General features: G+C 69.5%; 20 protein-coding genes. 9 read left to right on the plus strand and 11 right to left on the minus strand.

The window, feature by feature from the left end:
* The first annotated feature begins 112 nt into the window (after nucleotides 1-112).
* Nucleotides 113-3,028, plus strand: coding sequence for an AAA family ATPase (locus tag AB0H36_RS20990; protein ID WP_360525594.1), 2,916 nt, complete (start codon nucleotides 113-115; stop codon nucleotides 3,026-3,028).
* A 113-nt stretch (nucleotides 3,029-3,141) separates the two neighbouring features.
* Here the strand turns inward: AB0H36_RS20990 and AB0H36_RS20995 are convergent, their stop codons facing one another.
* The 3 genes from AB0H36_RS20995 to AB0H36_RS21005 all read right to left on the minus strand — a co-directional run bounded on the left by AB0H36_RS20995 (nucleotide 3,142) and on the right by AB0H36_RS21005 (nucleotide 5,916).
* On the minus strand, nucleotides 3,142-3,378 hold the full coding sequence (locus tag AB0H36_RS20995) for a hypothetical protein (RefSeq protein ID WP_360525597.1): 237 nt from the start codon (nucleotides 3,376-3,378) through the stop codon (nucleotides 3,142-3,144).
* A gap of 181 nt (nucleotides 3,379-3,559) precedes the next feature.
* Nucleotides 3,560-4,900: a serine hydrolase domain-containing protein gene (locus tag AB0H36_RS21000; protein WP_360525599.1), complete on the minus strand. Its 1,341-nt coding sequence runs from the start codon at nucleotides 4,898-4,900 to the stop codon at nucleotides 3,560-3,562.
* Between the two features lie 5 nt (nucleotides 4,901-4,905).
* Complete coding sequence (locus tag AB0H36_RS21005) at nucleotides 4,906-5,916, minus strand: dipeptidase (RefSeq protein WP_360525602.1); 1,011 nt, start codon at nucleotides 5,914-5,916, stop codon at nucleotides 4,906-4,908.
* A gap of 43 nt (nucleotides 5,917-5,959) precedes the next feature.
* Between AB0H36_RS21005 and AB0H36_RS21010 the strand changes: the two genes are divergently transcribed.
* Nucleotides 5,960-6,853, plus strand: a complete 894-nt coding sequence (locus tag AB0H36_RS21010; protein ID WP_360525605.1) for an ornithine cyclodeaminase family protein — start codon at nucleotides 5,960-5,962, stop codon at nucleotides 6,851-6,853.
* Between the two features lie 3 nt (nucleotides 6,854-6,856).
* Here the strand turns inward: AB0H36_RS21010 and AB0H36_RS21015 are convergent, their stop codons facing one another.
* Nucleotides 6,857-7,213 (minus strand): NADH-quinone oxidoreductase subunit A, encoded by a 357-nt coding sequence (locus AB0H36_RS21015; protein WP_360525607.1) that lies wholly within the window; start codon nucleotides 7,211-7,213, stop codon nucleotides 6,857-6,859.
* Nucleotides 7,214-7,223: 10 nt separating this feature from the next.
* A complete protein-coding gene (locus AB0H36_RS21020) occupies nucleotides 7,224-8,042 on the minus strand; it encodes a hypothetical protein (protein ID WP_360525610.1) in 819 nt (272 codons plus the stop codon).
* A gap of 272 nt (nucleotides 8,043-8,314) precedes the next feature.
* On the opposite strand from AB0H36_RS21020, the gene AB0H36_RS21025 reads away from it, so the two are divergent.
* Entirely contained in the window at nucleotides 8,315-10,312 is a 1,998-nt protein-coding gene (locus AB0H36_RS21025; RefSeq protein WP_360525613.1) for a 2-oxoacid:acceptor oxidoreductase subunit alpha, read from the plus strand.
* Complete coding sequence (locus tag AB0H36_RS21030; protein ID WP_360525616.1) at nucleotides 10,309-11,388, plus strand: 2-oxoacid:ferredoxin oxidoreductase subunit beta; 1,080 nt, start codon at nucleotides 10,309-10,311, stop codon at nucleotides 11,386-11,388. Before AB0H36_RS21025 ends, AB0H36_RS21030 begins: the two co-directional genes overlap by 4 nt.
* Before the next feature lie 374 nt (nucleotides 11,389-11,762).
* Here the strand turns inward: AB0H36_RS21030 and AB0H36_RS21035 are convergent, their stop codons facing one another.
* Nucleotides 11,763-12,401, minus strand: a complete 639-nt coding sequence (locus AB0H36_RS21035) for an alpha/beta fold hydrolase (protein WP_360525803.1) — start codon at nucleotides 12,399-12,401, stop codon at nucleotides 11,763-11,765.
* Nucleotides 12,308-13,591, minus strand: coding sequence for a serine hydrolase domain-containing protein (locus AB0H36_RS21040; RefSeq protein WP_360525619.1), 1,284 nt, complete (start codon nucleotides 13,589-13,591; stop codon nucleotides 12,308-12,310). The genes AB0H36_RS21035 and AB0H36_RS21040 overlap by 94 nt, the downstream gene beginning before the upstream one ends.
* Nucleotides 13,592-13,675: 84 nt before the next feature.
* Here AB0H36_RS21040 and AB0H36_RS21045 point away from each other — a divergent pair, with 84 nt between their 5' ends.
* Both AB0H36_RS21045 and AB0H36_RS21050 read left to right on the plus strand, forming a co-directional pair.
* On the plus strand, nucleotides 13,676-14,635 hold the full coding sequence (locus tag AB0H36_RS21045) for a DJ-1/PfpI family protein (protein WP_360525622.1): 960 nt from the start codon (nucleotides 13,676-13,678) through the stop codon (nucleotides 14,633-14,635).
* 90 nt (nucleotides 14,636-14,725) lie between these two features.
* Complete coding sequence (locus AB0H36_RS21050; RefSeq protein ID WP_360525625.1) at nucleotides 14,726-15,283, plus strand: hypothetical protein; 558 nt, start codon at nucleotides 14,726-14,728, stop codon at nucleotides 15,281-15,283.
* A 49-nt stretch (nucleotides 15,284-15,332) separates the two neighbouring features.
* On the opposite strand, the gene AB0H36_RS21055 is transcribed toward AB0H36_RS21050, so the two are convergent.
* Entirely contained in the window at nucleotides 15,333-16,580 is a 1,248-nt protein-coding gene (locus AB0H36_RS21055) for a DUF445 domain-containing protein (RefSeq protein WP_360525628.1), read from the minus strand.
* Nucleotides 16,581-16,607: 27 nt separating this feature from the next.
* Nucleotides 16,608-17,810, minus strand: coding sequence for an MFS transporter (locus tag AB0H36_RS21060; protein WP_360525631.1), 1,203 nt, complete (start codon nucleotides 17,808-17,810; stop codon nucleotides 16,608-16,610).
* A 50-nt stretch (nucleotides 17,811-17,860) separates the two neighbouring features.
* Here AB0H36_RS21060 and AB0H36_RS21065 point away from each other — a divergent pair, with 50 nt between their 5' ends.
* Together AB0H36_RS21065 and AB0H36_RS21070 are read left to right on the plus strand one after the other, a co-directional pair.
* Nucleotides 17,861-19,012: an alpha-hydroxy-acid oxidizing protein gene (locus AB0H36_RS21065; RefSeq protein ID WP_360525634.1), complete on the plus strand. Its 1,152-nt coding sequence runs from the start codon at nucleotides 17,861-17,863 to the stop codon at nucleotides 19,010-19,012.
* Nucleotides 19,009-19,665, plus strand: coding sequence for an HAD family hydrolase (locus AB0H36_RS21070; protein ID WP_360525638.1), 657 nt, complete (start codon nucleotides 19,009-19,011; stop codon nucleotides 19,663-19,665). The genes AB0H36_RS21065 and AB0H36_RS21070 overlap by 4 nt, the downstream gene beginning before the upstream one ends.
* Here AB0H36_RS21070 and AB0H36_RS21075 read toward each other — a convergent pair.
* Nucleotides 19,649-20,410 carry a D-Ala-D-Ala carboxypeptidase family metallohydrolase gene (locus AB0H36_RS21075; RefSeq protein WP_360525641.1) on the minus strand — a complete coding sequence of 254 codons (762 nt, stop codon included), beginning with the start codon at nucleotides 20,408-20,410 and terminating at the stop codon, nucleotides 19,649-19,651. The genes AB0H36_RS21070 and AB0H36_RS21075 overlap by 17 nt on opposite strands.
* Before the next feature lie 148 nt (nucleotides 20,411-20,558).
* Nucleotides 20,559-21,311 (minus strand): TIM barrel protein, encoded by a 753-nt coding sequence (locus tag AB0H36_RS21080; protein WP_360525644.1) that lies wholly within the window; start codon nucleotides 21,309-21,311, stop codon nucleotides 20,559-20,561.
* A gap of 142 nt (nucleotides 21,312-21,453) precedes the next feature.
* Here AB0H36_RS21080 and rarD point away from each other — a divergent pair, with 142 nt between their 5' ends.
* Entirely contained in the window at nucleotides 21,454-22,371 is a 918-nt protein-coding gene (gene rarD / locus AB0H36_RS21085) for an EamA family transporter RarD (RefSeq protein WP_360525647.1), read from the plus strand.
* Nucleotides 22,372-22,405 lie beyond the last annotated feature (34 nt).

Genomic DNA, 22,405 nt, shown 5'->3' on the forward strand with positions numbered 1-22,405 from the left:
CGCCGAGACCGCCGTCCCTGACTCGAGATCATCGACCAGGGACGGCGTTTTCGTTGCCGGTGGCGACCGGCGGAAGGGATGCCGTCGATTTGTGTCGGCTCCAGGGGCGAAGATGGACGACGTGCCCTGGACTTCGACACCTCTCGTCGGCCGCTCTGCCGAGATGGCCGCCCTGCTCAGCTCCGTCGACGACGCCAAGACGCGTCGCGCCGGCGCCGTACTGCTGTCCGGCGACGCCGGTGTGGGGAAGACCCGGCTGCTGGACGAGGTGGCCACCGGGGCCCACGAGCGTGGCTTCGGCGTCCTGGTCGGGCACTGCACCGACTTCGGCGACGCCGGCCTGCCGTACCTGCCGTTCACGGAGATCTTCGGCCGGCTGGCCGGCGACCGGCCTGACCTGGTCGAGAGCGTGCTCACCAACTTCCCGGCGATCGGCCGGCTGCTGCCCACGCACCGCCTGCTCGGCGCCCAGCCCGCGCCGCAGGAGGGCCAACTGGACCGGGCGGCCCTCTTCGACGCCGTGCTGGGCGCATTCACCGCCTTGTCGACCAGCGAGCCGCTGCTGGTGATCATCGAGGACGCGCACTGGGCCGACGACTCGACCCGGGACCTGATCGGTTTCCTGATCACCCGGCTGACCGCACAACGGCTGACCCTGGTGGTCTCGTATCGCAGTGACGACCTGCACCGGCGGCATCCGCTGCGCCGACCGATCGCCGAGTGGTCCCGCAACCCCCGCGTCCGCCGGGTCAGCCTGCTGCCCCTGGACGCAGACGAGTCCCGCACCCTGCTGAACTCGCTACTCACCCAGCCGCTGCCGGAGACCGAAGTCCGGCGGATCCTCGACCGCGCCGGCGGGAACGCGTTCTTCACCGAGGAGCTGGTCGCCGCCGCCTCGATGGGCGACGGCGAGGCCGTGCCGCCGGACCTGGCCGACCTCCTGCTGGTCCGGCTCGATCCGCTGTCGGACGACGCCCGCCAGGTGGCCCGGGTGATCGCCGTGGCCGGTCGGCGGGTCCCCCACGACCTGCTCACAGCTGTCGCTGGGCTGCCCGAGCGGGAGCTCGACACTGCGCTGCGTGAGCTCATCGACGCGCACATCATCGACATACCGGCCAGCGACCGCTACTACTTCCGCCACGCGCTGCTGGCCGAGGCCGTGTACGACGACCTGCTGCCAGGCGAGCGAGTCCGGCAGCACGCGGCGTACGTGCAGGCGCTGAAGGACCAGACCGTCTCCGGGACGGCGGCGGAGCTCGCCGGACACGCCACGCGGTCGCACAACCTGGCCGAGGCGTTCGACGCGCGGGTCCGGGCCGGTGAGGAGGCCATCTCGGTCGCCGCGCCGCAGGAGGCGCTGAAGCACTACGAGTTGGCCTTGGAGCTGTTCCCGAACCGGGCGCCCGACAGCACCATCGACAAGATCTGGCTGATCGTGCAGACCGCGACCGCCGCGACCCTGTCCTCGCAGCACCTGCGGGCCGTGAAGCTCCTGCGCAAGTCGCTCGCCGAGCTGCCCGCGGATGCACCGAAGCTGCAGCGCGCCCAACTGCTGCTGCCGCTGGCCGACATCGCGCTGATCATCGACCAGGACCAAGAGGCGAACGAGGCGATCTCGCAGGCGCTGAAGCTGGTCAACGACGAGCCGGCCAGCGTGTTCAAGGCGCACGTCGCCTCGCTCTACGCCCGGGTCTCCGACGCGTTGGGCCGGCCGATGGAAGCCGAGCGCTGGGCGCTGCGGGCGCTGGAGATCGCTCGCGAGGCCGGGCAGGAGTCCGCGATGGGCGACGCCGGGATCACCCTTGCCGTGCTGCGCCGGCGGGCCGGTGACCCGGTCGGCGCAGTACGTCAACTGGAGGAAGCCGCCGTACGGGCTCAGTTGGCGGGCGATGCGGCGGCGGAGATCCGCAGCCGGTTCCTGCTCGGCTCGACGCACTACGAGCAGGGCGACCTGCAGAGCGCGAAGTCGGCGCTGACCTTCGCGATGAAGCGGGCGGGCGAGCTCGGCCGGCAGTGGGCCGCGTACGGGTTCGACGCGCGGCGGTTGCTCGGGCTGACCCAGTTCATCCTCGGCGAGTGGGACGAGGCGGCAGCGACCGCCCGGACCGACTCGATGACGCCGAAGGCCTCGGCGGCGGCGATGCGGTCGCTGGAGTTCTCCGTCCGGAGCGGACGCGGTGACACCGCGGTCGCGGAGGAGATGGAGGGGCTGCGCAAGTGGTGGGAGCTGGACGTGATGCTGCCGATCATCGGCATGCAGCCGGCCGTGGACGCCTACCGGCAGCTGGGCCAGTACGCCGAGGCGGAGAAGCTGATCGCCGACGTGTCGGCACTGTTGGCCGACGTGTTCCAGAGCGAGTGGTTCATGGCGCGGATCCGGTTCTCGACGCTCGGGTTGCAGGTGTACTGCGATCGGGCCGTGGGTGAGCCGTCCGCGGCGAAGGAGTTGGTGACCAAGGGCGCGGCGTTGCTCGAGGCCGGGCACGCGACGGCCGAGAAGGGGCTGCCACCCGGGCGGTTGATGGGTACCGAAGGTCTGGCCTGGCTGGCGCGGCTGGAGGCGGAGTGGGAGCGGCTGCGGTGGCTGGCCGGGATCGATCCGCCGACGCCGGAGGAGCACGTCTCCGTCTGGGAGCGGACGGTGGACGCTTTCGGGTACGGGTACACGTTCGAGCAGGCGTGGTCGCGGGTGCGGTTGTCGGCCGCGCTGCGGGCGGCCGGCCGGGTCGCGGAGGCGAACGAGCAGGCTGCGCTGGCCGCCGACGTCGGCCGTGAACTGGGGGCGAAGCCGCTGCTCGACGAGATCGGCGGCGTGGAGTCCGGTGGCGGAGCGGGCAGCCTGACGTCGCGGGAGACCGAGGTGCTGGCGCTGCTCGCGGAAGGGCGGACCAACCGGCAGTTGGCGCGGGAGCTGTACATCAGCGAGAAGACGGTCAGCGTGCACGTCTCCAACATCCTGGCCAAGCTCGGCGTCCGCTCCCGGACCGAGGCCGCGGCGGTCGCCCGCCGCGACGGACTGCTCGACTGAGACGTCTGATCACCGGGTCGCTCACGTTCGGCGCTGTGCGTGTCCGCCGAACGTGAGCGATCGGTGTTTGGGCGGAACCCGGGTGTGGGGCCCGGGCGCCTAAGGTTCTGGGGTCAGCCGTGGCCGCGGCGCGGGCTCGCCTCCGGCTCGGACCAGCCGGTCCGGGCCATGGCGCGGGCTCTGGCACGGGCGATCTCGTCACCGGAAAGACCTGACCGGCTACTCTCCGTCGGGCTGTCCAGCCGGGTGATGTCGTCGAAGACGTGCTGCGCGTGTCGCATCCTGGTCACGGCCAGTATCACGACCCCGGCAGCGATCAGCGCGGTCACCACCCAGAGTTGCCACGACATAGCCTCACCGCCCTGTGCCTACCCCGTTCCCCCGCGTAATCACCATAGCTGCGATCTCAGCGATTGGCGACCGTGTGTGCGCATTCTGTTATACCCGCCGTCCGCATCGTGACTTTCGTTGCTGGACGCAATCACAAAGGGTGATCAGGCAACTTGACGACCGACTGGCCGGAAACTACGTTCAGTCACCACGAGGCGTGAGCCGGCCGCCTCGGAAGAGATACGCCGCCCGGCCGTCGACCGGTTCCCGGAACGCGATCACGTCGTGTACTCCGCGCTCCGGCTCGGCCGCGATCAGCCGGGACTCGTCCAGCGCCACGAACCGGGTCCGCCGGGGCTCGGGCAGCAGCACCTTCGCCTCCTCGCTCGCGGCCTCGTCCAGCACCCAGAGCTCGCCGTCCTCGACGGAGACCGTGGCGCGCAGCAGGACCCCGTCGTACCGCCCGGTGACGAGCTCCGGCGAGATCTCGGCCGGCTCCGACGGTGGGGTCGGTCGCTTCGAGAGCTCCACGCCGGCTGTCTCACGCAGTACGTGCCCGACGAGCTCGTCGTACAGGGCCGGGGTGTCGCCGCCGTTGGTGAGCAGCGCGACCGCGACACCCTTGCCGGGGACGAGCCGGAAGTACGCGGACTGGCCGAGCGTGCCGCCGTCGTGGCCGTAGAGCGAGCCGTCAAAGATCACCCAGCCGAGGCCCCACTGCTCGGCCATCGCGCCGATCCGCGGTACGTCGACCTGCGGCTCCCACAGACTGTCGACGGCAGCCCGGTCGAGCAGCGTCGCGTCCAGGTACGCCCGGCCGAACGCGACCAGGTCACGCGCGGTCATCGCGAGCAATGACCCGGCCGGCGCCATCGCGTGCACGAGACTCCACTGCGGCGCCGCCTGCAGCGGCGCACCCGGCGTCGGCGAGATGTGCCCGAGCGCCGCCCGGTACAGCAGCGCCTCGTCCGGGAGCGTCGCCACGTGCTTCAGCTCCAGCGGTACGGCGATGTGCTCGCGCAGCAGCTCGTGGTACGGCTTCCCGCGCAGCACCTCCGCGATCCGGCCGAGGATGACGAAGCCGGCGTTGTTGTAGGAGAAGCCCGCCCCGAGCGGGACCTCCTGGGCCAGCCCGGGTACGACGTCGCGCACGTACAACTCGACACCGTCGTCACCACGGGACGTCGGCGTGAAGGCGTCGCCGGAGAACCCGCCGGTGTGGGTCAGCAGGTGCCGAGGCGTGACCGCGGCGGACGCGACCTCGTCGACCAGCTTGAACTCCGGCAGGTAGTCGCGCACCGGCCGGTCCAGCTCGACCTTGCCCTCGGCAACCAGCTGCATGATCAGCGTGGTCGTCCACAGCTTGGTGATCGAGCCGACCTGGAAGATCGCGTCGGTGGTCGCCTCGACGCCGGTGTTCCGGTTCAGCACCCCGGCCGCCGCCTCGCTCACCACCCCGTCGGCCAGGACCGCGATCGACGCGGCCGGGACGTCGTACTTGGTGATCAGGCGGGCGAGGTTTTCGTCGAGCCAGGTCTGCACGGGGTTCACTCCTTCGACAGAACGCGGATCAGGTTGGCGCCGAGGACCTTGCGGATGGTGTCCTCCGGCATGCCGCGGCGGAGCAGGGCATCGGTCACCAGCGGCATCCCGGCCGGTCCCTCCAGGCCGGGCACGTACACCTCGGCGTCCAGGCCCTGGATGACCACCGGCCGGTCGCAGGCCGGGATCTTCTCGGCGAACACCTCGGCGACGAAGTCACTGCCCAGCCCGACATGGTCCTCGCCGGCGACGTCGACGACGTACTCGATGTGGTCGGCGAGGTGGTCGACGGTCGGCTTCTCGGCGTCGGTGAGGAAGCCGGCGAAGAAGTTGATGCAGACGACGCCGCCGGTCGCGGCGATGGCGCGGAGCTGCTCGTCGGTCAGGTTGCGGTGGTGCTCGCGGAGCGCGAACGCGCTGGAGTGCGAGGCGACGACCGGCTTGGTCGCGAGCTCGAGGATGTGCTCGACGCCGCCGCGGCCGACGTGCGAGACGTCGATCAGTACGCCGAGCTCCTCGAGCAGCCCGATCGCCTCGACCCCGGCGTGGGTGAGCCGGCTGCCGGTGGCGTCCTCACCCGATCCGTCGCCGAGCGCGCTGCGGCCGAAGTGCGTGAACGACACCATCCGGACGCCGAGCCGGTGCAGGGTCTGCAGCAGCTCGAGGTCGTTGTCGATCTGCGGGCAGCCTTCGAGGGCGAGGACCAGCGCGATCCGGCCGTCCCGGCCGGCGAGGTCGGCGGGCGTCGTACACAGCACGACCTCGTCGGCGTTGGCCTCGGCGACGCGGTGCGCGGCCTCGATCATCCGCAGCGTCTCGCGCAGCGCGCCCTCCGGCCGGAACTCGTCGTCGATGAACACCGGCAGCACCTGGACGTCGATCCCGCCCTCGCGCAACTGCGGGATCCACCGCTCCCGGAAGTACTCCGCCCAGGCCGCCTTCGGCCTCCGCGCCACCAGCATCAACAGATCGTTGTGCGCATCCGCCACCACCGCGCTCCGGTGCAGGTCGGTCATCGGCTCCCCTTCGATCGGCGGGGTCCAGAGTAGCCTCGGGGCGGTGAGAGTTCTGAGCGCTGAGGATGTCCGCCGGCTGGTTCCGATGAGTACGGCGATCGACGCCGTACGGGACGCGTTCCGGGAGCTGGCGGCGGGGAACTTCGTGCTGCCGGCTCGGCAGATCTTCGGGGACGGGGCGGTGCTGGTGATGTCGGCGTACCACTCGCCGACCGGAACCGCGGTGGTGAAGAAGATCGGCATCGCGCTCGACCAGGTGCCGGCGATCCGCGCCACGCTGATCTGGACCGGCGGCGGCGACCAGCTCGTCGCCGACGGCACGTCGATCACGACCCTGCGCACCGGTGCCGTCGTCGGGGTCGCCACCGACCTGCTCGCCCCGACCGACACGTCCCGGCTCACGCTGATCGGGACGGGCGCTCAGGCCCCTGACCAGGTCCGCGCGGTTCTCGCCGTACGACGCATCGCCGCCGTCACCGTCACCGGCCGCTCGGCCGACCGCGCGGAGGCACTCAGCGCGAGCTTGGCCGACGAGTTCCCGGACGTTAAGTTCACCCCCAGCACATCGATCGGCGACGCGATCGCCGACACCGACATCGTCTGCTGTGCGACCTCGTCGTCCACCCCGCTCTTCGACGCGGACGCCCTCCCGGAACGCGTCCACGTGAACGCGATCGGCGCCTTCCGCCCGACCATGCGCGAGCTTCCCCGCGACCTGCTCGCAGACGCCTCGATCGTCATGGTCGACCAACGCGAAGCCGCCCTGGAGGAGTCCGGCGAGATCATCGACGCGATCGACTCCGGCGCGGTCACCGACCTCGTCGAGCTCGGCCCGGCCCTGTCACAGACCCTCGCCCCCACCGGCCGCACGGTCTTCAAGTCCGTCGGCATCGGCCCTCAGGACTGGGCCATCGCCGCCGCCCTCGCCCGGACCTAGGGCCTAGGTCCAGCGCAGAACACCCTTGCGGTAGGCGTAGAGGAGGCCGACCGCGACGAAGGCCAGGAAGACGAACATCTCGACCAGCGTCGCGAAGCCGAGCGTGGCGAAGACGGTCGCCCACGGGAACAGGTAGATCGCGTCGACCGCGAAGATCACGTAGAGGTACGCGAACAGGTAGTACCGGATGTGGACCTGCGCCCAGCCCTCGCCGACCGGGTCGACACCGGACTCGTACGTCTTGAGCTTGCCCTCGGTCGGATAGGTGACGGTGAGCGCCTTGTTCAGCGCGAACGCGCCGATCAGCCCGGCGAGGCCGAGGACGACGACCGCCGCGATGACGCCATAGCTCTCCGACACAGGCCTCAGCTTAGTTCGTACAGAGCATGATCGAGTCGACCGCAACGTACGGGCCGTAGCCGGAGGCCACGTCCGCGACCTGCAGCCGGAGCCGGGTGACGCCGAGGATCTTGTAGTTGAGCCAGGTCTCGGTCTCCTGCTTCTGCAGCACCGACGTCATCGCCTTGGTCCCGTTGTGCAGCGACGTCCGCACCGTCCCGTCGGTCAGGTTGCCCAGCCAGTTGCGCACGTAACTGCAGCCGGTCGAGTTCACGTCACCCCAGACGTACCCGCCCTTGTCGGCCATCAGGTCCGCCTCGGCCCGGCGCGGTCCTTCCTTCGGCGGGACGACGTTGAACTGCGGGGTGCGGGCGCCGCCCGCCGCGAGCAGGCCCTTCTTGAAGATCCCGCGCCAGACGTAGTGCTTGAAGCTGATCATCGGCGAGATCGCCGTCGGGTACGGCGCCTGCGGGCCGACCGCGATCCGGTACGTCCGGACCGATCCCGGCTGCACGGTCCTGATCGTCACGCCGGTCCCGGACGAGTACCCGTGCGCGATCTCCTGCCAGCGACGCTCGGACGGGATCCACTGGTGTAGCGGGATCCGGGTGCCCGCCTTCGGCGCCGGCGACAACGTGCCGATCACCGTGATCACGCCCTTGGTCGCGTCGGTGGTCCGGATGCTGTAGATCTTCGCCGTCCGCGTGGCCTTGACCGAGGCCGGTGCGGCTGCGGCTGTCGCCGTACTGCCGAGACTCAGCGCGCTGTCCGCGGGTGCCACCGGAGCGGCGCATCCGGTCAGCGCCGACAGCAACAGTCCGGCAACAACGCGCATAGGGCGACGGCCCATGGGAACTCCAACCACGTGGATCACAACTTGATGACGACACCCTGCCGGTCCTCGCTTCGGATCGCAAGCGAGCCGCTGCGGAGTGTAATGCTGGAGGGTTTCGTCTTAGCCCACGATGTTCAGTCCCTAACACCACGTCCCAGGCTGTGGACCACCGGGGCTTCCGCATGGTTCTGTTCTAAGGGCGAACTAATATTGGGGTTATCGCCCTGACTGGGGGGATCGACCTGTCGTCCACGAAGCGGCCGGCCGACCCAAGTGTCGACTTGGAGATGAACAGAACAGTGACCATCGAGGTCAAGCAGCTCGACCGCGTGGTGATCCGCTTCGCCGGCGACTCCGGCGACGGGATGCAGCTCACGGGGGACCGGTTCACAGCGGAAACAGCATCGTTCGGCAATGACCTGTCGACGTTGCCCAACTTCCCAGCAGAGATCCGGGCACCAGCCGGAACACTGCCGGGGGTGTCGTCGTTCCAGCTCCACTTCGCCGACCACGACATCCTGACGCCTGGTGATGCGCCCGATGTGCTGATCGCGATGAACCCCGCCGCACTCAAGGCGAACCTGCGCGACGTGCCGCGCGGCGCCACCCTGATCGTCGACACCGCCGACTTCACCGCCCGCAACCTGAAGCGGATCGGGTACGAAGAGAACCCGCTGGAGACCGGCGAGCTCGAGGCGTACCACGTGGTCCCGCTGAACCTGACCGGCATGACGGTCGAGTCGGTCAAGGAGTTCGGGCTGACCCGCAAGGACGCGTCCCGGGCGAAGAACATGTACGCCCTCGGCCTGGTGTCCTGGCTGTTCCAGCGACCGGTCGAGTCGACGATCACGTTCCTGGAGACCAAGTTCGCCTCCAAGCCGGACATCCGCGACGCCAACATCGCGGCCTTCCGGGCCGGCTACAACTTCGGCGAGACCGCCGAGGAGTTCTCGGTCCGGTACGAGGTGAAGCCGGCCAGCATGGCGACCGGCACCTACCGGAACATCTCCGGCAACCTGGCGCTGGCGTACGGCCTGGTGGCGGGCGCCCAGCGAGCCGGGCTGCCGCTGGTGCTCGGCGCGTACCCGATCACCCCGGCCTCCGACGTACTGCACGAGCTGTCCAAGCTCAAGCGGTTCAACGTCACCACGATCCAGGCCGAGGACGAGATCGCCGGTGTCGGCGCCGCGCTCGGCGCCTCCTTCGGCGGCGCGCTCGGCGTCACCACGTCGTCCGGCCCGGGCATCAGCCTGAAGTCGGAGACGATCGGCCTCGGCGTGATGCTCGAGCTACCGCTGGTGGTCTGCGACATCCAGCGCGCCGGTCCCTCGACCGGTATGCCGACCAAGACCGAGCAGGCCGACCTGCTGCAGACGATGTTCGGGCGGAACGGCGAGGCGCCGCTGCCGGTGCTCGCGGCCCAGTCCCCCGCGGACTGCTTCACGATCGCGGTCGAGGCGGCCCGGATCGCCGTCACCTACCGGACGCCGGTGATCGTGCTGTCCGACGGCTACCTGGCCAACGGCTCCGAGCCGTGGCAGATCCCGGTGATCGAGGACCTGCCGACGATCGACCCGAACTTCACGCTCGAGCCGAACGCGACCGCCGCCGACGGCAAGTCGACGTACCTCCCCTACCTGCGCGACCCGGAGACCCTGGCCCGCGCCTGGGCGATCCCGGGTACGGCGGGCCTGGACCACCGGATCGGCGGTCTGGAGAAGGAGGACAAGACCGGCAACATCTCCTACGACCCGGCCAACCACGACCTGATGATCCGCACCCGGCAGGCGAAGGTGGACGGCATCACGGTCCCGCCGGTCGAGGTCGACGACCCGGACGGTGCGGCGAAGGTGCTGGTGCTCGGCTGGGGTTCGACGTACGGCCCGATCGGCGCCGGCGTCCGCCGGGTCCGCAAGGTCGGCGGCAAGGTCGCGCAGGCCCACCTGCGGCACCTGAACCCGTTCCCGCCGAACCTCGGCGAGGTGCTCGGCCGCTACGAGAAGGTCCTGGTCCCGGAGATGAACCTGGGCCAGCTGGCGCTGCTGCTGCGGGCCAAGTACCTGATCGACGTCGTGTCCTACGCCCAGGTCCGCGGTATGCCGCTGGGTGCGGCCGAGCTGGCCGAGGTGATCGGCAACCTGGTCGAGGAGACCGAGGGCATCGACGACGACGCCCGCCACCTGGGTGAGGCCGCGGCCGCCCTGAAGCACGGAGAGGCCCTGGCCGACTCCAACGGCTCGAACGGCCACGTCAAGACGGAGCTGAAGACAAGGGGAGCACGATGAGCACGGTCGAGCTCGGCATGCCGAGCCTGCCGAACGGTCTGCGCGGGGTTCCCGCCGCGACCGAGCCGCAGAACCGCAAGGAGTACGTGTCGGACCAGGAGGTCCGCTGGTGCCCCGGTTGTGGCGACTACGCCGTACTGGCCGCTTTCCAGGGGTTCCTGCCGGAGCTCGGGATCAAGCGCGAGAACGTGGCGATGGTGTCCGGCATCGGCTGCTCGTCGCGGTTCCCGTACTACCTGTCGACGTACGGCATGCACTCCATCCACGGGCGCGCGCCGGCGATCGCGACCGGTCTCGCGACCGCGCGGCCGGACCTGAGCGTGTGGGTGGTGACCGGTGACGGCGACGCGCTGTCGATCGGCGGCAACCACCTGATCCACACGCTGCGGCGGAACGTGAACCTGAAGATCCTGCTGTTCAACAACCGGATCTACGGCCTCACCAAGGGTCAGTACTCGCCGACCTCGGAGCCCGGCAAGGTCACCAAGTCGACCCCGATGGGCTCGGTGGACAACCCGTTCAACCCGGTCTCGCTGGCGCTCGGCGCGGAGGCGACCTTCGTGGCGCGGACGGTCGACTCCGACCGCAAGCACCTGACCTCGGTACTGCGGGAAGCCGCGGAGCACCGGGGGACGGCGTTCGTGGAGATCTACCAGAACTGCCCGATCTTCAACGACAACGCGTTCGAGGCCTTCAAGGACCCGGAGACCCGCGACGACGCGATCATCCCGCTCGTGCACGGCGAACCGATCCGCTTCGGCAAGGACGGCCACCTCGGCGTCGTTCGCGACGGCTTCGCCTCCCTCGCCGTACGCGAGGTCGCGGACCTCCCCGGCGGCGAGGCCGACCTGGTCGTCCACGACGCCCACACCGATGACCCGGCCTACGCCTTCGCCCTCTCCCGCCTCACCGACGCCGGCGTCCTGCACCGCGCCCCGATCGGCGTCTTCCGCAAGGTAGACCGGCCCGCGTACGACGACATGGTCCGCCAGCAGATCACCACCGCCCAAGAAGCCCAAGGCCCCGGCGACCTGCAAGCCCTCGTAACCGGCTCCGACACCTGGACAGTCAGCTAATTCATCCCCGCGCGGGCGCTACGGACGCTCCTCCGTCGCGCCCTCGCACCCGCTCCCACCCACCCATTCCTCCCCGCGCGCTACCGCCCGCATCTTCCGGATAACCGCCGGGAGTGCGGGCTACCGCCCGATCACCGGCTTATCGCCGGGATTCTCGGCTCATCGCCGTGTGAGTCGGCTATCGCCGCCTGATTGTCGGGCTGCCGCCCACCGTCGACCACGTCACGCGGTCGTGTGCGGATGCTCTCGCCGAAGCCAACGCAATTGGCTGGGCATCGCCCGACCGGCGGTTGTCGCGACGGGACGACCGGGGGTTGTCGGCGATGGAACTACCGGCGGTTGTCGAACATCAGGCCGGGTTCGCGCGCATTGCTTCACCGGAGGAGGAACTTCAAGGCGGCGGCGCGGAAGGCCTCTGGGGCCTCGATCCACGGGTAGTGGACTACCTCGTCGAGGACTGTGCGTTCTGCGTTGGGGAGGGCCTTCAGGAGGGTGTTGGTGACCGTGGGTGGGCGGAGGTCTTGGGCGCCGTGGATTAGGAGGGTGGGGGTGGTGATGGAGCGGTAGGAGACTGCTCGGTTGGGGAGGGTGTGGAGGTCGGCTTTGAGGGAGTTGGCGGCTTGGGGGTTGGGGGTGAAGCGGGGGGTGGTGAGGTGGCGGGCGGTGGGGCGGTGGTGGAGGTTGGCGGCTATGCGGGACAGCCAGGGGTCGTCGGTCGGCAGCTCGGCCAGGCGTTCGGCTACGCGTTGGTGGTAGGTGGAGGGCGGGCCGTCGAGGCCGGTGCTGGAGACCAGGATCAGGTGGGTCAGGTGGCGCTGGTGGGTTACGGCGTACTCGAGGGCTAATGCGGCGCCCCAGGAGTGGCCCAGGAGGGCGACCTGTTCGTGGCCGGTGTTGGCGCGGATTGTTTCCAGGTCGGCTACGAAGCGGGTGAGCGTGTAGGGGCCGCGCGGGTCGGAGCGGCCGGCGCCTCGCTGGTCCCAGCGGTGGAGAGTGAAACCGGGGAGGGACAGGTCGCCGAAGGTGTCCCACCAGCCGGGGCCGCCGTGCACCAGGACGACAGGCGGGCCGTCACCGCCGACCGATGTCCACAGCCGGCACCCGTCGTCAGTCGTCGAGTGAGGCATAGACGGCGGCTCGGAGCTCGCGGCGGATCGGGTAGCTGGACGAGGGGCGTAGTTGAGTGAGGAAGATGACGACCAGGTCGTCCGCGGGTGAGACGAAGAAGGCGGTCGAGGCCGCGCCGCCCCAGAAGTACGCCGAACCCCAAACCGAAACCTTGTCCCTCCCGACGGGTCTCGCCGCCGAAGTCCGCCATCGACGCCAGGTCACGGCCGTCCGGCAGGTGGTTGGTGGTCATGAACCGCAGCGTCCGCGGACCGATGATCCGGACACCGTCCAGCGAACCGCCACCCGCCAGCATCCGGCCGAACCGCAGGTAGTCCCCCGCCGTCGACACCAGTCCGGCGATCCCGGACAGGAACGTCCGCGGCCGCGTGTACGCACTGGTCCGCGGATCGTCGGCGAGCGTGAAGCCTCCATCAGCAAAGGAGTAACCAGCGGCCAGCCGATCGATACTTGCCTCAGGCACCGAAAACCCGGTGTCCACCATGACGAGCGGCTCGAAGATCCGCTCCGACAGGTAGCGGTCGAGCGGCAGCCCGCTCAGCACCTCGCACAACAACCCGACCAGATCGGTCGAGATGCCGTAGATCCACCGCGTCCCCGGATCGACCTGCAGCGGCAGGCCGGCCAGCCGCGCGGGCAGCTCCGACAACGGCACATCCGAGTCCATCCCGGGCAGCTCAGCATCCTGGTACATCCGGCTGACCGGATGCTCGCCGTTCGGCGCCGCCAACCCGGACGTGTGCATCAGCAGGTCCCGGACCGTCATCTCGCGCGTCGACTCCCCCAGCTCGTACACCTTGGGCCGGCCGAGGTCAGGCAGGAACTTCACCACCGGATCGTTCAGCTGGAACCGGCCCTCCGCGTAGAGCTGCATCAGCCCGAGGCTCACGATCGGCTTCGTCATCGAGTAGATCCGGAAGATCGTGTCCGGCCGCATCGCGATCCCGCGCTCAGCATCCATCACGCCACACACGTCGAACAGCTCGACGCGGTCCCGCCGCGCCACCACGGTCACCGCCCCCGGATACCGGCCCGCCTCGACGTACCGCCGTACCAGGTCCGACACCCGCTGCATCCCGGCCTCCTTGTAACGAATACTTCAAGCGAGACGCTATCTGAAATGACTGTTACTGAGCAATGTGCAGGCTAGCGTGGCTGGGTGGATCAGCGTGTGGTGCTGGTGGTGGGGTACGACGGTGTCGAACTGCTGGACATCGCCTGCGTGACGTCGTGTCTGGACATCGCCAACCGGATCGGCGCGAGTCCGCCGTACCAGGCTGTGCTGTTGACGTTGGGCGGGCAGGCGGTCACGTGTGACTCGGGGCTGCGGCTGCAGGCCGACGCGGCGCTCGAGCGGTTCAAGGAACCCTTCGACACGTTGCTGGTGTCCGGTGGGCTCGGGCATGAGAAGGCTGCGGCGGATCGCCGCCTGGTCGGGCACGTACGGCGTCTTGCTGCGCTGGCCCGTCGGGTCTCGTCAGCATGCACCGGCGCGACCGTGCTGGCCGAGGCCGGCCTGCTGACCGGGCGACGCGCGACTACGCACTGGATGTACGCCGACCACCTCGCCGCGAACTACCCGGAGGTCCAGGTCGACGCCGACCCCATCTACGTCCGAGACGGCCACGTCGCGACATCCGGCGGCGTCACGAGTGCACTGGACCTGACGCTGGCGTTCATCGAGGAGGACCACGGCGAGGCGCTGGCCCGCGGGGTCGCGATGGGCACGGTCGCCTACCTCCAGAGGCCGGGTGGGCAGTCGCAGATGAGCATGTTCGTCGCGACCCGGCTGAGCGGGGACCTGCTGGTACGGCGGATCCGGGACCATATCGTCAGCCATCTCGGCACCGACCTGAGCACGCCGGCGCTGGCCCGGTTCGCCGGAGTCAGCGAGCGGCATCTGTCGCGGTTGTTCCTCACCCACGTGGAGCGGACGCCGGCGCAGTACGTGCGCGGCGTCCGGACCGAGGCGGCCGCGCAGCTCGTGGTGTCGGCGGAGCTTTCGCTCGCGGCGGTCGCGCGGCAGTGCGGGTTCGGGTCGACCGAGTCGTTGCGCCAGGCGTTCCTCGACCGGTACGGCGTACCTCCGTCGACGTACCGGCGGGAGCGGGCCGGCTGACCGCAGGATTCCGGTCCGTTTCCGCAGGGATCCGGACCTGATCGACGCGGGCCGGACACCTTGACCGGGGGTGTTCCGGAGGATCGGGCCATGACGAACAGGGGGCTGACGGCCAGGTGGCCGACCGCGCTGGCCTTGGTCACCATCGCCGGAGCACTCGCGCTGATCATCGTGACGGATCGGGAGGCGGAGTTCTTCGGGCCGGCCGTCGCGACCATGGCCGGGATCTACCTCTTCGCGTACGCGATCGGGCGTCCGTGGACCGCCTGGGTCGCTTTCGCCGTACTGAGTGTGGTGGCGTCGGTCTTCCACACACTGGATCGGTTGGACGTGTGGGCGGTCGCGCCTGGTGTCGGCATGACGGTCGTGCTGGGCGTGCTGTGGGTGTGGGCGATCGTACGGCGCCGCTACGCCGAGCCAACCTTCACACTCGAGACCGCCGGCATGCTGTTCTTCGGCGCGATGACGATCCTCACCGTCGCCACCGGCTCAGTCCTCCTGGCCGGCCTCGGCTGGCTCTGTCATGGCGCCTGGGACGCGTACCACTTCCGCATCAACAAGGTGGTCAACCGCTCGTGGTCGGAGTACTGCGGCGTCATCGACCTCGCCGTCGGCGCCTCCCTTCTCGTCGTCGCCGCCACCCAATGACCGACACCGAGGAACGCAACCTCAAAATCCCCGAAGTCGGGGATGAAGGTCACAGCAGCTCACTGACTGTGTGGATGATCAGTCCGACCAAGGCGCCGACCACGGTGCCGTTGATGCGGATGAACTGCAGGTCGCGGCCGACGTGGAGCTCGATCCGGGCGGCGGCCTCGCGGCCGTCCCAGCGTTCGATGGTGTCGGAGATGACCGAGACGATCTCGCTGCCGTAAGTGCGGATCACGTACCCGACCGCCTCGGCCGCGCGGTCGTCCACCTTCGACCGCAGCGCCTCGTCCTCCTGGAGCCGTGCGCCCAGGTCCTGCAGGGCCTTGGTACCGCGGACCCGCAGCGTGCTCGCGGGATCCGCGATCGAGTCGATCAGCGCAGTCCGTACGGCGTCCCACACCGCAGTCAGGCTCGACCCCATGTCGGGATGGGTCAGCATCCGGGCCTTGAACGCCTCGAAGCGACCCATCACCTCCGGGTCGTGCTGCAGGTCGTCGGCGAGCTGGCCGAGCAGCCGGTCGATCGCCTTCCGCGCCGCGTGCGACTGGTCGTCCCGTACGTCGGTCAGCCAGGCCAGCGCCTCGCGGTGGATCCGGTCGATCACCAGCCGGTCGACCCACTGCGGCGACCAGCGCGGCGCGCGCGGCCCGACCACCTCGGCCAGCAGGTCCCGGTTGTCGCGCAGCCAGTCGTGCGCCTCGACGATCAGCAGGTCGAACAGCGCGTGGTGCGCGCCGTCGTCGACGACCGACTCCAGGAAGTGGCCGGCGATCGGGCTCAGCGGCTCCTTCACGAACCGCGGCAGCAGCGACCCGCGCACGAACGCGGTGACGTCCTCGTCCTCGAGCCTCGGCAGTGCCGCGCCGATGGTCCGCGCGCCCTCGGCCACGATCCGCTCCGCATGGTTGCCGGAGGCAAGCCACTCACCGGCCCGGCGGCTCACCTCGGCGGTGCGCATCTTCTCCGCCACCACCTCCTCGGACAGGAAGTTCTCGGTGACGAACTGCTCGAGGCTCTCGGCCAGGCTGTCCTTGCGGGTCGGCACGATCGCGGTGTGCGGGATCGGCAGCCCGAGCGGCCGGCGGAACAGCGCGGTGACCGCGAACCAGTCCGCCAGCGCGCCCACCATCGCGGCCTCGGCGGCCGCGTTCACGTAGCCCCAGCCGCCGTCGCGGTGCAGCGTGACCAGGTAGATCACCGCGGCCAGCACCAGCAACGACAACGCCACCGACCGCATCTGCTGCAGTCCGCGCCGCCGTACCTCGTCGGCCGCGCTCAACGCCAAGGTCGCCATACCCCGATTCAACCAAGTCGCTGGTGATCAGGCCCTCAGGCGAGTCCCCTGTCGGTCCATGAAACCCGAGATCAGGGCGAGGACCAGGCCGGCCAGGGCGAGGGCGGCGCCGAGGCGGCTGGGCCACTCGTAGCCGTAGCCGGCAGCCAGTACGACGCTGCCGAGCCAGGCGCCGAGCGCGTTCGCGATGTTCAGCGTCGAGTGGTTGAGCGAGGCGGCCAGTGACTGTCCTTCGTGGGCGACGTCCATCAGCCGGGTCTGCAGCGCGGGGACCAGGATGCTCGCCGAGAACCCCATCGCGAACACCCCGGCGAGTGCGCCCGGCTTGCTCTGCGCGAGCCAGCCGAACGTGCCGAGCACGACCATGATCGCGATCAGGCCGCCGTACAGGCTCGGCATCAGCGCCCGGTCGGCGAGCCGGCCGCCGACCACGGTGCCGCACGTCATGCCGACGCCGTACACGGCCAGCACGATGGTGACCGCGGCCGCGGAGAAACCGGCCAGTTCCGTCATCGTCGGGGTGATGTAGGAGTACGTCGCGAACATGCCGCCGAACCCGACCATGCCGACCAGCAGCGCCATCCACACCTGCGGCCGGGCCAGCGCGCTGAGCTCGCTGCGGATGTTGACGTCACTGCCGATCGGCTGCGGCGCCACCCAGAACCACACCGCCACCAGCGTCAGCAGCCCGAGCACACCGACGGCCAGAAACGGCGCCTGCCAGCCGAGTTTCTGCCCCATCAGCGTGGTCACCGGGACGCCGATGATGTTCGACACCGGCAGGCCGACCATGGTCATCGAGACCGCCCAGGCGCGCCGGGTGGGCACCAGCGAGGCGCCGACCACCGCGCCGATCCCGAAGAACGCTCCGTGCGGCACCCCGGTCAGGAACCGCGCGGCCATCAGGAACTCGTAGCTGGAGGCAACGGCGGACAGCACGTTGCCGAGCACGAACACCGCCATCAGCCCGAGCAGCAGCCGCTTCCGCCCGGTCCGCGCGCCCAGCGCCGCGATCACCGGCGCGCCGACCACGACCCCGAGCGCGTACGCCGAGATGACGTGCCCGGCCGTCGGGATCGAGATGTTCATCCCGTCGGCGATCTGCGGCAGCAGCCCCATCGTGACGAACTCGGTGGTCCCGATCGCGAACCCGCCGGTCGCCAGCGCGAACAACGCCGGCCCGACGTGCCGCGTCGTCGTACGACTGTCAGGAGTCACCAAGCTGTTCACACGTGATTGTCGCATGTGGTGCGGACCGCCCGGCCATGCAAGGATCCGGCATGGGCAACTTCGGAGACCATCAGCTGGGCATCTACCTGCAGGGCATGCTGCAAGGCATCACGCCGGAGATCACCACGGACCTGGCCCGGCTGGAGTCCCAGGCCGCGGGGAAGCTGTCCGCCGAGGCGATGGGGTACATCGTGCCGAGCGCGGGCAGCGGCGCGACCGCGCGGGCGAACCAGGCCGCGTTCGAGCGCTGGCGGCTGGTGCCGCGGATGCTCCGCGGCAGCACCGAGCGCGACCTGTCCTGCACCATCCTCGGTACCGCGATGCCGGCGCCGGTGCTGGTCGCGCCGATCGGCGTACAGACGCTGGCCCACCCGGACGGTGAGCTGGCGACCGCGCGGGCGGCCGACGCGCTCGGGCTCACCTACACGCACTCGACGCAGGCGAGTCACGCGTTCGAGCAGATCGAGGCGAGCAGCAAGTGGTACCAGCTCTACTGGCCGACCGATCGCGACGTCTGCCTGAGCTTCCTGGAGCGCGCGAAAGCCAGCGGGTACGCCGTACTGGTCGTCACCCTGGACACCGGGACCCTCGGCTGGCGCCCGGCCGACCTGGACCGCGGATTCCTGCCGTTCCTCAAGGGTGAGGGGCTGGCGAACTACTTCAGCGACCCTGCCTTCCAGGCCAAGCTGGTGAAGCCGGTCGCCGAGGACCCGGCCGCGGCGGTCATGCACTGGGCCCAGATGTTCCCGAACGTCGGGCTGAGCTGGGACGAACTGTCGTTCCTGCGCGACAACTGGGACGGCCCGATCGTGCTCAAGGGCATCACCGCGGTCGACGACGCGAAGCTCGCGGCCGAGAACGGTGTCGACGGCATCGTGGTGTCGAACCACGGCGGCCGCCAGGTCGACGGCGCGATTGCTTCACTCGACGCGCTGCCGGCGATCGCCGAAGCGGTGGGCGAGCAACTGACCGTGCTGTTCGATTCCGGTGTCCGAACTGGCGCGGACGCAGCGAAGGCGCTCGCCCTCGGCGCGAAGGCGGTGCTGCTCGGGCGACCGCTGCTGTACGGGCTCGCGCTGGCCGGGCAGGCGGGTGTGGAGCACGTCCTGCGGTGCTTCCTGGCCGAGCTCGACCTCACCTTGGCGTTGTCCGGGTACGCGAATCATCGCGAGCTCAACCGCGACTCCCTGGTCCGGGCATGAAGGCGGTCGTCTTCGACCTCGACAACACACTCTTCGACCACACGGCGTCGTCCACGGCGGCGATCAACAGCTGGGTGCCCGAGCTCGGCGGGACTCCGTCGGACGAGTTGGTCGCGCAGTGGTTCGTCGTCGAGGAACGCAACTTCAGCCAGTGGCTGAGCGGGACGGTCACCCATCAGGGTCAGCGCCGCGGGCGGTTGCGCGACTTCCTGCCGTTGGTCGGGCATCCGGTCCCGGCGCTCGACGACGAGCTGGACCTGATCTACACCGGATACCTACGTCACTACCAGGCAAGCTGGGCCGCCTACCCGGACGCCAGGCCGGCACTGGAGGTTGCCCGCAGCAACGGAATGCGCATCGGGATCCTGACGAACGGGTCCACGAAACAGCAGAACGCGAAGCTGACCGCGATCGGGCTGGCCGACCTGATCGACGTCGTCTGCACGTCGGAGAGCCTCGGGGTCAGTAAGCCCGATCCGCAGGCCTACCTCCAGACCTGCCAGGCGCTGGGCGTCGAGCCCGCCGACACGGTGATGATCGGCGACAACCTCGAGCTGGATGTGCTGGCGGCCCGGCAGGTGGGGCTGACTGCCCACCACCTGGACCGGGCCGCCGGCGTTTCACTCCTGGATCTGCTCAAACTCCGCAGTTAGGCGCGTCCCAGACATTCGACGTGCGGATGTCGACGTGCGTGTGGTCGTTGTGACCCGGGTAGCCCGGGCCGAAGATGCCGCCGAAACCGTGGTAGCGGGCCTGCTTGGCCAGCGTGCACAGCGAGTGCGAGCCGACCAGGTCGGCCGACCGGCCGTACAGGTGCTGGCTGTTGCTCGCGCCACCGACCGCGTTGTTGCACGCGATGCTGCGGAACCCGCTACTGACGTTCAGCGGCGCGTCGCCGAGCGCGTGCCGCATCGCCTCGAGCTGCCACATGGTCTGAAGCGCGTTGGCCTTGGTCGCCGCCTCGCTCAGCGGCCCGCCGTCGAACCCGGATCCGCCGCAGCCGTCGTCCAGCTCGGAGTACGTGAAGTGGATCGGCGTGCAGTCGTCGTCCTGCAACGAGTAGATCTTGCTGAACGTGGCCGACCCGGCGATCCCGTCCGCACCGAGCCCGTACGCCGACTGGAACCGCTGCACCGCCGCCTTCGTGGCCGGCCCGAAAGCACCGTCCGTCGCCAGATGACCGCCGTACCCGGGCCAGCCGGCCACGCGGATCTGCAGCTGCCGCACGTCCTCGCCACTCATCCCCTGCGACAACGTGCGACCCCACGTGTAACAACCGTCCGCATGGGCCTTGGTGGCGGTCACCATCTGCGTGGTCACCGTCGCGGCCAGCATCGCCGCGAACAACATCAGGATCGCCGCGATCCGCGGCAGGGGTTTGCTGAAGAGTCGGGACATCGGACACCTCCGGGGCGGTGAAGGAACCTGTCGCGCCCAGCATTACGGCACAATCCACCCCTTGACCACCCCTCAGCGAAACTTTCTGACAAACCCCAGGCAACCAAATGTGGTGACCAGCCGGTCGAGCACACCCCTTTCTTTCCTTTCAGATCCAGGAGTGCAGGTCTGCCGCGTCTTTGGCCAATCGGTCGGGGGAATCGTCGGCGACGAATTCCAGGAGGGCGTTGATCTCGCGGTCCTCGGCGGCGAGGCGGTGGAGGACCGGGCGCCAGAGGGACTCGCGGCCGGACAGCGGGAGGCGGTTGTTGGACGGCCACCAGGAGAAGACGTGCACGGTGGTCAGCCACGGCATGAGTGCTTCGAGCTGCTCGAGGCACGCGGCGTCGGACAGGTCGACCGGCGGCTGCCAGTAGGTCTTGAGGTTCGGCGCGCCGACGTCGAGCAGCAGCGTGATGGTCGAGTCGACCTCGTCGGTCAGCGTGTTGCGGTGGAACTCCATCGCGATGTCGATCCCGGAGCCGGCCGCCATGTCCGCGAGCTCGGCCAGGCCGCGGGTCACCGCCATCCGGTCGCCGACCCCCGCGTCCGCCGTACCGACGTTGCCGGCCCAGACCCGGATCCGGGGTGCGCCGAGCGCCTCGGCGGTGGCGACGGCGGACCGCATCTCCTCGCGGTCGACGCTGCCGGCCCGCAGGTAGGACCCGTACGCCGCGATCGCGAGCCCACGGTCGTCACACAGCGCCTTCACCCGCTTGGCGGTCACCAGGTTCCCGAGCGGCACGTGCACGTCGCCACCCCACTCGATGGCCGCCAGCCCGGCGCCGGCTGCGACCTCCACCACCTCGTCGGCCGGCAACTGGCGGAACGTCACCGAGACCAGACCGGTCCTCACACCCACGCGTGCCTCCTCGTGTTCACCTCTCTATCCAACCCCATCACGCCAGCCGGTCCGCAGCGACGGCGGCCGATCACGGCCACCCCGTCTCACGTCATGAGCAAACCGTTTGGATGCCACTGACTGCAGGCATAGGGTGTAGCACGTGCCAGAGCAGCGGAGAGGGTTCGTCTACGGCCTCACCGCCTATCTGGTCTGGGGCCTGTTCCCGCTGTACTGGAAGCTCCTGGGCAACTCCGGCGCGATCGAGGTGCTCTCCCACCGCGTGCTCTGGTCGATGGTGACCATCGCGCTGCTGGTCGTCGTACTGCGGAAGTTCGGCCAGGTGAAGGCGTTGCTGCGGGAGCCGCGGCGGCGGTGGCCGCTGATCGGGGCGGCGGTGCTGATCTCGGTCAACTGGGGCACCTACATCTGGGGTGTGCACAACGACCGGATCGTGGAGACGTCCCTCGGCTACTTCATCACTCCGCTGTTCACCGTGCTGCTCGGCGTCCTGGTGCTGCAGGAGAAGCTGCGCGGGTGGCAGTGGACCGCGCTCACGATCGCCTTCCTCGCGGTCGTCGGGCTGACCATCGAGAACGGGCGGCCGCCGTGGGTGGCGATCATCCTGACGTTCTCGTTCGGCCTGTACGGGCTGGCGAAGAAGAAGGCCGGCGCCGGGGCGATCGAGGGGATGGCGATCGAGACCGCGACCGTCGCACCGGTCGCGCTGGGGGCGATTGTCGTACTGGGGCTGCAGGGCCAGTCGACGGTCGCGGACCACGGCGCCTGGTACCTGATCGTGGTGATGCTGGCGGGGCCGATCACGTCGATCCCGCTGATGCTGTTCGGCGCGGCCTCGACCCGGGTGTCGATGACGACGCTCGGGCTGCTGAACTACATCACGCCGAGCATGCAGTTCGCGCTCGCGGTGCTGCTGTACCACGAGGCGATGTCGCCGATGCGCTGGGCCGGGTTCGGGCTGGTCTGGTTCGCGCTGGCGCTGTTCACCTGGGACAGCATGATGCACCGGCGCCGGATCCAGTCGCTGGAGCGGACCGCGCTGACTGCTTCCGCAGTGTGACTGTTCGGCTTCTCCTTGCTACTTAGGGCAACCT

It is taken from the genome of Kribbella sp. NPDC050820, from assembly GCF_040653975.1.
In the GTDB taxonomy this organism is placed as follows: Bacteria; Actinomycetota; Actinomycetes; order Propionibacteriales; family Kribbellaceae; genus Kribbella.